At 62.4% G+C, this 10,652-nt stretch carries 1 protein-coding gene; it reads left to right on the forward strand.

From position 1 onward, the window contains the following. Nucleotides 1-3,801: 3,801 nt before the first annotated feature. Nucleotides 3,802-10,652 (forward strand): hemagglutinin repeat-containing protein (locus DQ393_RS34275; protein ID WP_432421988.1); only part of this gene is annotated, 6,851 nt, incomplete at its 3' end.

Raw genomic sequence — 10,652 nt, forward strand, 5'->3', positions numbered from 1 at the left:
GTCAAGATGAGCGGTGACATGGCCGCCAATGCCGGCGAACTGACGCTGTCGGCCGACGGCAAGATCTCGATCGGCAATGCCTCTGGCCGCGACGGCGTTGCCATCACCTCGAAACAGAAGGTGACGGCGGCCAAGGTGACCTCGAGACAGAAGGTTTCGGTTCAGGCTGACCAGGGTATCACCCTGCAATCAGTCGCAGCGGATAGCGATATCGTGCTTGCGAACGGCACCGGTCTCTTGAGCGTCTCCGGCGACGTCAACAGCGGCACGACCGTGCAGTTGAGCTCGGGCGGCGGCATTGCCGCCGGCAGCGTCACCGCCGGCAATGGTGCAGCAACGCTTGTCGCCACCTCAGGCGATATCGCGATCGCAGGTGCCGCCATTAGCACTGGCGGTCTCAATCTGACGGCGACGGCCGGTTCGATCTCGGCCAATTCGCTGCAGAGCAATCAGAGCATCGCGCTGAACGCCGGACTCGACATTGCTGTTGCAGGCAACGTGCAGGCACAGGGGAATGTCAGCGCCAGCGGCCGATCCGTATCCGCCGGCACGATCGTCTCCGGCATCAATTTCGCCGCTACGAGTGCTAATCCGAGCGGCAATGTGGTGCTTGGTAGTGGCGGCTCCCTCAGCCTGACGGCGACCGGCGGCAATATCACGACCGGTAATCTGCTGTCGGCCGGAGCACTCAATGCTAGCGCAACCGGCAATGTTTCCGCCGGGAGTATCCAGTCCGCCGGCGACCTGGCGATATCTGCAGCTTCGCTGACATCGAGCGGCATCACGTCCCACGGCGCACTCACCGTCAATACGGCGAGTGGTCGTGTCGACGTCAGTGGGCAGGTTCTTGCCGCAAGCAACGTCCTGATCTCTGGCGCCGCCATTCAGGCCGGTGCGATTGCTGCTGGTGTTGACTTTGCGGCCACGAGTGCGAACGGTGGCGGCGTTACTCTCGGCTCGGCCGGCACGCTCGGTTTGACAGCCACGACGGGCAATATCGTTGTCGATAAGCTGCTGTCGGCCGGCGACCTGACTGCTCAGGCCTCGCTGTTGCAGGCAAATAACATCACGAGCCATGAAGCCGTCGGCGTCGCCGGCGGCGTCAATGTCGCCAACCAATTGCTCGGCGCGGGCAATATCACCATCAATGGCAACGCCAATGGTGTCAGCGCCGGTCTTCTCGCCTCCGGCGTCGACTTTGCCGCGACCAAAGCCAATGGCGGTAATATCGTGCTCAGTGCGGGTGGCGGTGATCTGACGATCAACGACAGTGCTGGCGCCATACAGGCAGGGACTGTGCTTGCAGCCGGCGCGATCAATACCACCGGCCAGACCATCACCGCCGACACGATCACCGGCCACAGGGACATCGTGCTTTCAGGCGCCACCAGTGCGGGAGCCGGAAGCGGCAGTGTTGATATCATCGGTCAGGTCCTCGGCGGCGGCAATGTCCGCGTTTCCGGCTCTGGCATCCAGGCGGACGCTATTGTCTCCGGCGTCGACATTGCCGCCACCAATGCGGCCGGAGGCAGCGTCGTGCTTGGCGCACCATCAGCCGGAACCGGCAATCTGACATTGACGGCCACTGGCGCGCTCAGCGCTGGAACTTTGCTCTCTGCCGGCAATCTCACTGCCGGTGCCGCGACGGTCACGGCCGGCAATATCTCGGCCCATGGCGAGATGACGCTCGGCGGCGCGATCAGCGTGACGGACCAGATCCTTGCGTCCGGCAACGTATTGATCAGCGGCCAGAGCTTGAAGGCTCGGACCATCGTTTCCGGCATCGACTTCGATGCGACCAATGCGGCCAGCGGCAATATCGTCCTTGGCCACGCCGGGAATTTGACGGTGAACGTCAATGGCGCCATTGCGGTGCCGACCATACAGGCTGCGGGTGCCATCGACGTCAGCGGCGCGTCCATCACTGCAGATGCGATTACCGGTCACGAGGATATTAGCCTTTCCGGCACGGCAGCTGGCGGTGTCGCCACGACGACCGCAAGCGGTCGCGTTGATATCACCAACCAGTTGCTTGGCGGCGGTAACCTTGGCATCTCTGGCTCGAGCATTAAGGTCGGTACCGCGGTCTCGGGTGTAGACTTCGCAGCAACGGCAGCCGCAAACGGAAGTATCGTCCAAACGACAAGCGGCAATCTGACACTTGTCGCCGCGGGCAACATCGACACTGGCACACTACTCTCGGCAGGTAGCCTCAATGCGGCCGGGTCTACTATCACGGCCGGGAGCGTCACGGCGCATGGCGATGTGACGCTCCGGGGTGCCACCAGCGTTACGGGCCAGATCCTGGGCGCCAGTAACGTGCTGATCACTGGCCAAAGTCTGGCAGCGCAGACCGTCGTTGCGGGCGTCGACTTCGGCGCAACTAACGCCGCCGGCGGCAATATCGTTGTTGGTCAGACCGCGACGATTGCAGGCAATCGCGCTGGGGACCTGACAGCTCAGTTGAGTGGTGGATTTTCGGCGTCGACGATGCAAGCCGCCGGTGCCATCAACGTCAATGCCGCGACTGTGACGGCAGATGCCGTCACAGGTCATAAAGACATCACCTTCGCCGGGGCAACCACCGTTAATCAGCAGATGCTTAGCGGCGGCAACATCGGTATCTCTGGCTCGAGCATCAAAGCCGGCGCCATTGTCTCGGGCGTCGATTTCGCAGCAACGGCAGCCGCCAATGGGAACATCGTCCAGACGACAAGCGGCAATCTGACTCTTGCTTCGACCGGTGCGATCAAGACCGGCACATTGCTCTCGGCTGGCACTTTTTCGGCCAGCGGTACGGCCGTGAGCGCGGATGCCGTCACTGCCCATGGCGATGCCACGCTGAATGGCGCGACCAGCATCACCGGCCAGATTCTCGCGGCCGGCAATGTCCTGATCACCGGTCAAAGCCTGTCGGCACAGTCTGTCGTCGCCGGTATCGACTTCGCCGCAACGGATGCATCCGGTGGCAATATCGTTCTTGGCCAGACCGGGAATCTGGCTGCGCGGCTCAGTGGCGGATTCTCTGCATCGACTGTGGAAGCCGCCGGTACTATCAACATCAACGCAGCCAGCGTGACGGCCGCCACCATCACCGGGCACAAGGATATCACGCTCGCCGGCACCACCACCGTCAACGGCCAAGTCCTTGGTGGCGGAAACATCAGTGTCTCAGGCCCGAACATCGCGGCCGGCGCTATCGTGTCCGGTGTCGATTTCGCCGGTACGGCTGCCGCCAACGGCAACATCGTTCAGACTTCGAGTGGCGATGTGTCGCTGCTTTCGAGCGGTAATCTCACCATCGGCACGTTGTTGTCGGCGGGCAATCTTACCGCGCAAGCGATCGATCTGACGGCAAGCAGCATTACAAGCCATGGCAGGACCGACCTGAAGGCCAGCGGTCGCATAGACGCTAGTGGCCAGGTACTGTCGGCCGGCAATCTCTCGATCGATGGCGCCAGCCTCAACGCCGGACTTCTGGTCTCCGGCGTGGATTTTGCGGCAACCGCAGCGAACGGCGGCAGCATCATGCTCGGAGGGACCGGTGCGACGGACCTCACCGTCTCCGGCAATGCAACGGCCGGCACGATCCTCTCGGCCGGCGACATCACGGCAAAGGCGGCCAATCTCCAGGCGGGCAGTGTCACAAGCCACGGCAATATCGGCATGGTCGGCAATGTCGATGTGAGCAGCCAGATCCTGGCGGCAGGCGATCTCACGATCAATGGCGGCGGCATCAGCGCACCGACCTTGATCTCCGGCATCGACTTTTCCGCCACCAACGCCGCCGGCGGCAGCATCGTGCTGGCGCAGTCCGGCAAGACCAGCTTGACCGCCTCCGGCAACATCACGGCTGGAACCATCCTGTCGGCCGGCGATGTCACGGCAAGGGCGACAGACCTCATCGCCGCCAGCATCACCAGTCACGGGACGGTTGATGTCGTCGGCAATGTCGATGTCAGCAACCAGATTTTGGCCGCAGGCGATCTCACGATCGATGGCGGCAGTATCAGCGCCCCGATCCTGATCTCCGGCATCGACTTTGCCGCCACCAATGCCGCCGGCGGCGGTATAGTGCTCGGAACTGCCGGCGATATGAATCTTACCGCTTCTGCGGGCATCACCGCGCAGACCATGCTATCGGCCGGCAATATCGACGCGCAGGCGGCCACCATCGCGGCCAATGCCGTGACCGGCCATGGCGACATTACCCTTGCCGCCGGCAGCAGCGTCAATGTCTCGGGCCAGCTCCTCGGTGCGGGCGATGTCTTGCTGTCCGGTTCATCCGTCCAGATCAATCAGGCCGTCACGGGCGTCGATTTTGCCGCTACCGCGCACTCCTCAAACGGTGCCATCGCCCTCGAAGCAAGCGGCGATCTGACCATCAATGCGGCAAGCGCCACCGCCAATACGTTGATCGTCGCCGGCAATCTCGATGTGGCGGCGAGCGCCTTTACGGGCGGCGACATCACGGGCCATGGCGTCGTCGCAATCGGTTCGACCACCAGTCCTGGCGCAATCAGGATCAACGGGCAGCTCCTGGGCGCCAGCAACGTCTCGATCACCGGATCTGCCGTCAGCGGCAACGTCATCGCGGCCGGTGTCGATTTTGCGGCGATGGACCAATCGGGCGCCGGGAACGTTATTCTTGGTCCGACCGGCAATCTCACGCTCCTAGCCACGGCAGGCGACATCTCTTTCAACAGCCTTCTTGCTGCCGGCAGCATCACCGCCAACGCGGCGAACAATGTCAGCGCGAATGCCGTCTCCCACGGCGATCTGACGATCACCGCGGGCAATGCGATCACGCTCACCGGCCAATCGCTTGCCAGCCGCAACGCCAATCTATCCGCCCGATCGATGGCGATCGACACGCTGGTCTCCGGCGTCGATTTCACCGCCACCCGTGCCGCGGCCGGCGGCAGCCTGATGCTGCAGCGTACCGGCGCGATGACGCTCTCAGCCTCGAGCGGCAGCATCAGCGCCAATTCTCTGCTTTCGGGCGGCAATCTTGCCGCCACGGCAACGCAGAACATCGGTTACAACAGCCTGCAGAGCCTTGGCAGCGCCACGCTCACGGCGCCCGGGACCATCGCCTATACCAACACCACCCGTGTCGGCAGCAATCTGACGCTCAATACCGGTGTCGTCGATCTCTCCGGCAGCCGGGGTAGCCGGATTGCCGGCGGCGGTACGCTGATTGTCAACGGCTCTTCCGCCAATCTGTCCGGCAGCAATCTCGTCTTCGGCGGCCTGTCGCTCAATCTGTCGGGCAATGCGGATCTGTCCAATGCCGAGGTCAGCACCGTCACCTCCAGCGTCACCGGCAACGGTGATCGCGTCGCCGGCGGTTCCGGCGACATCGCCATCTCTGCCGCAGGCCTCGTCACCACCGCCAACACATCGTTGCTTGCCGCGCATGACCTGACGCTCAACCTGCCGTCGCTCGGCAATACCGGTCAGCTTGCCGCCGGCAACAATCTGACCTTCAACGTCGCTGGCGACTTCTACAACAGCCCCTCCGGCCTCGTCTTTGCCGGCAGCAACGCCAACCTCCTCGTCGGCGGCACATTGACCAATGACCAGGGCGCTATCGTTTCCGATGGCGGGTTGACCATCCAGGGGACGACCGCCGGTCAGCGCAATGCGGCAGTCACCAATGTGTCCGGTCTCATTCAGTCTGGTGGTGACATGTCGATACTCACCAGCAATCTCATCAACAGGCGATCGACGACGCCGACCTGGGTGACGGGTCAGCTGGTCTCCTCCGGTGCGGTTGTCGGTACCTTCGTGCTCAATCCAGCGGTCGCGGGCCAACCCTTCGCCTATCTGGAATCGACCGACCAGAATATGTTCCAGCTTTATGCGGGGGTCGATCCGGGGCAGTTTTCTGACTACCAGCCGCTGCTGTATTCGGTCGCAACCCTTGCCGATGGCACCTCCTATCACGCCTGGACCTGGGTCAGCGGCAGTGGTCCGACGGAGGTTCGGCCGATCTTCGACTGGATCAAGGCCCGCGTTCCCAAGGATGCCAACGGCAATCCCATCCTCGATCCCAACAATCCCTCGCGTTATTTCATCGTCGATGAGGTCGTGCGCAACGGTTCGGATACGAGCACGACCTACACTTGGGATCCGACGTCCAACATATCGCAGTCGGTTTATGAAGACCGCTTCACCAGTGCGCTGAGCCCCGAGGCGGTGATCCGCGCCGGCGGCAATCTCACGGTCGATGCCACCAACCTCACCAATTCCTACAGCCGGATCGAGGCCGGCGGTGATGCGACGCTCAAGGGATCGACGCTCACCAACGAAGGCGTCGTCCTCAATCGCACCACGATGCTGACCTGTAGCGCTCAGAGCGCCTGCTCGGCCTACAACGCCGATGGCACGGCCGATCCTTCCCGCAATATCGCCAACGGCACGTCGATCGTCTCGGGATCGCAGGTTATCGGCGGCGCGGCTGGCACGCTCAAGGCGGCCCACGCCCTGAGCCTCAATTTCGGTACGGTCAACAATACGTCGCTCGGTTCGACGAGTGGCGGCGCGGCCGTCAGTGCGCCTTCGACATCGAGCGATCCTCTGTCGGCCCTGAATGGCATGACGGCCGGCGGCGCCTTGTTCAACGTCAATGCCGCGCTAGGCAGTTTCGCCTCAAATGGCGGCGCGAGCGTCGGTAGTGGTCCATCGTTGGCAACCGTCAGCACGACGATCGCCGGCGGCCCGACGGCCAACGGCAGCGGCCTGACGGCAGACGTCGGCGCTTCGGTGAGCGGCAATGGTGTGACGCTCGCCAGCGGCCCTTCGATCAGCTCCGGCAGCCTGACGACTGGCGGCGCTGCGATCAGTCCGAACAGCCTGATGGGCAAGCTCACCGCTGCTCTCGGCAGCAGCGGCAATCTTGCCCAGGTGCTGCAGGTCAATGGCGCGGAACTCGCCTCGCTTGCCAAGCCGCAATCGGGCGGCGTCGGCGGCACGGTGCCGGGCCAGATCTTCCTGTTCGAGACACGGGCGGCCTTCCTCGACGTGTCGAAGTTCTACGGCTCGAGTTATTTCATCGGCCGAGTTGGCTATACGCCGGAGACCAAGGTTCCCTTCCTCGGCGACGCCTATTTCGACAATCAGCTGGTAGACGAACAGATGCGGCAGCTGGTGGGCGATGGCCTTGGCGCGGGATCCTTCATCCCCGGCAACAATGCCACCGACCAGATGAAGACGCTGCTCGACAACGGCGTCGCTTATGCCGAGGCGAACGGGCTTGCTCTCGGGCAAGCATTGACGCCGGAGCAGGCCGCATCGCTGACCCAGTCGATGGTGATCTACCAGACGCAGATCGTCGACGGCGCGCAGGTGCTGGTGCCGGTCGTCTATCTCTCGGCCGCTGATAAGGCGAAAGTCAATGCAGGCGGCGCCGTCATTGCCGGCAACAGCGTCAGCATCGATGCCGGCTCTGTCAACAATTCCGGTGCGATTGCCGCAGCGGATGGCATGACCATCAATGCGACCGAGATCAAGGCCAATGGCGGCACTTTCCTCGCCGGCGGCAACATGAACCTCAATGCCACCAATGGCATTACGCTTGCCGCTCAGACGATGACCATCGGCGGCCAGAATGTCGTCAACACCAATGCCGGCGTGTCGGCTGGCGGCAATCTGCAGATCGCCGCGGGCGGTACGCTGAGCTTGCAGGGCACCAAGATCGTCGCAGGCGGCAATGCCCAGCTTTCCGGCACCAATGTCAACCTTGCTGCTGTCAAGGTTGATAATGGTAGCCAGCAGAATGCGACGGGCGCCCGTGTCACCGCTGGCGGCAATCTTACCATCGTCGGCAATAATGACGTCAACATCATCGGATCCTCCGCAAAGTCGGGTGGGAATCTTTCGGTGACTGCTACGAATGGAGCGGTCAATATCGTCTCCACCGATGTCGCCCGTCGCACCGACGACGGCTACACCAAGACGACCAGTACCGATCAGCAGGCTTCGCAGCTCTCGGCCGGCGGCAACCTCGCGATCACCGCAAGCGGTGACGCTGGGGTCAACGCCAACACGGGTGTCCTGATCTCTGGTTCCGATCTGATGGCCAAGGGTAATGTTGGCCTGACCTCGAACGGCGACATCAATGTCACCACGTCTCAGAGCCAGTCGAACTCGACGTTCGGCAAAAATTCCTCGTCCGAGCTGACACATAATGGCTCGACGATTACGGCGGGTGGCGATCTGGTCGCCAAGTCCAAGAACGACATCAACGTCATCGGCTCGACCATGGCCGCCGAAGGCTTGCTGGGTATCCAGGCCGACAAGAACGTCACCATCGCTGAAGCGACCGACAGCGCAACCCTCGATGTCAAAAGCTCCAGCAAGAAGAGCGGTTTCTTCGGTTCGACGAAGGAGAATGCCTCCGGTCATCTCGAGACCACGACGGCGGCTGGCTCGTCACTCTCCGGCAAGGACGGCGTGACGATCATTTCCGGCGGCGACACCACGGTCTCCGCCTCGAAGGTGACGGCTGGCGACGATACGCATGTTGCTGATCTCAATGTCCAGACCGGCGGCAATCTGATCGTCACCGCTGGCAAGGACACCGAGACCGAGCATGACAGTGCCAAGCGCAAGGGTTTCCTGCGCAGCGGCAGCTCGAGCTATGACGGCTATAACGAGACGACCATCGGCTCGCAGCTTTCAGCCTCGGGCGATGTCAATCTGGATGCCGGCAAGGCGGCGGCCATTGTCGGTTCGAAGGTCAATGCCGATGGCTCGCTGAACGTCTCCGGCGAAAGCGTCTCGATCATCGGCGCGCAGGAAAACCACCAGTCCGACAGCAAGCGCAGGGATTCCGGCCTCTTCGTCGGCTCCGGCGGCGGCTTCATCTCGCTCTACGGCAAGAATGAAAAGCAGGGCCAGCAATCTTCCACGGACAATATCGGCTCGACGCTTTCGGCTGGTCAAGACGTCAACCTGACGGCAAGGACGACCGATCTCAATATCATGGGTTCGTCCGTGAGTGCCGATCGTGACATCAACCTGTCGGCGGCCCGAGACGTCAATGTGACCCCGGGCGCCGAAAGCTCGTCACAGTCCCAGCAGCAGAAGAAGTCCGGCTTCGGTCTTGCACTTTCCGCCGGCAATGGCGGCTTCTCGATCGGTATTGGTGCGCAGTCAACCAAGGACAGCAAGGCGCAGCAGTCCGATACCAATGCGGTATCGACATTGGCGGCGGGCCGCGATCTCAACATCTCGGCAGGCAACAATGTCAACCTGCAGGCGACCAGCGCTTCGGCCGAGCGCGACGTCAATCTCTTTGCCAAGAACAATATCAATCTGCTCTCGGCCAACGACGTCACCAATTACGAGGAGGTGCATGAGAAGACCTTTGCCGGTGTGACTATCTCGGTGACGAGCCAGATTGGCAAGGCGGCCCAAAGCATCATGAACTCGGCCGAGCGCCTTTCCGACAGCGGCGGCGTCAATGCGCTGACCAATACGGCCATTGCCGGCCTCGGTTTCTATCAGGCCTACAAGGATCTAAAGGCCGCTTCGGAGAATTTTGATGCAGGCAAGGGGCTTTCCTTCAGTATTGGCATCAATGCCGGTGTCAATCATCAGGAAAGCAGCTGGTCCTCGTCGTCCTCGACCCCGGTGGTGACGGATATTCGCGCCGGTCGCTCGATCACCATGGAGGCCGAGAAGGGCTCCATCACCAGTGATGGCGCGCAGATCCTGGCTGGCTACGACAAGAACGGCATCCCCACGGTTTCCGGCGACCCGCTGACCGGCGACATCTTCCTGTCGGCGGCGAATGGCGACATCAACCTCAACGCCGCCACCGGCACGTCGGATTCGACCAGCTCGAACAAATCCTGGAGCGTGGGCGTCGGCGTCAACTTTGGTTGCACCAGCAAGGGCGGCTGCCAGGAGACCGGCGTGGGGGTCAACGCCTCCTACGGCAAGGGTGGCTCCGAAACCTCCGGCACCAGCCATACGAACACGCATGTGAACGGCACCGGCGATGTCACCATCGTCACCAACGATCTCGCGCTGAAGGGGGCGACGGTTGCCGGCAATTCGGTTGCGATCGATGTCAAGAACCTGACGATCGAAAGCCAGCTGGATACGCAGAAGGCCAAGGCCGATCAGTTCAATGTCTCCGGCCAGATCGGCTTTGGCAACACCGGCGTCTCCGGCACCGTGCAGAAGGCCAAGGGCGATGCGGTGCTCGTCTCCGAACAATCGGGCATCCATGCAGGCACCGGCGGCCTCAACATCGATGTCAAAGGTCAGACGTCGCTTGTCGGTGGGCTGATTACCAGCGAGGCGACGGCGGACAAGAACTCCTTCTCCACCGGCACCCTGACGGTTGCGGATATCGACACGCATTCGACCTGGAAGGCCGAAACCTATGGCGGCGGGATCGGCACTAGCGGGCTCACCATCGCTCCGCCCGTCAAGGCCGGCGAGAAGGAGACCGGCAAGGCCTATTCGGCCATCGGCGGCAATATCGGCATCACGATCACCGATCCCGCGCACCAGGTGCAGGACATCGGCACGATCCGCCGCGATACGGACAACACCAACACCTCGCTGCCCGGCTTGCCGGACCTGCAGAACATCCTGCGCCAGCAGTATAAGACGCAGGCGGATTTGCAGGCGGC

Origin of the sequence: Martinezella tropici (assembly GCF_003287875.1) — a bacterium.
In the GTDB taxonomy this organism is placed as follows: domain Bacteria; phylum Pseudomonadota; class Alphaproteobacteria; order Rhizobiales; family Rhizobiaceae; genus Rhizobium; species Rhizobium tropici_C.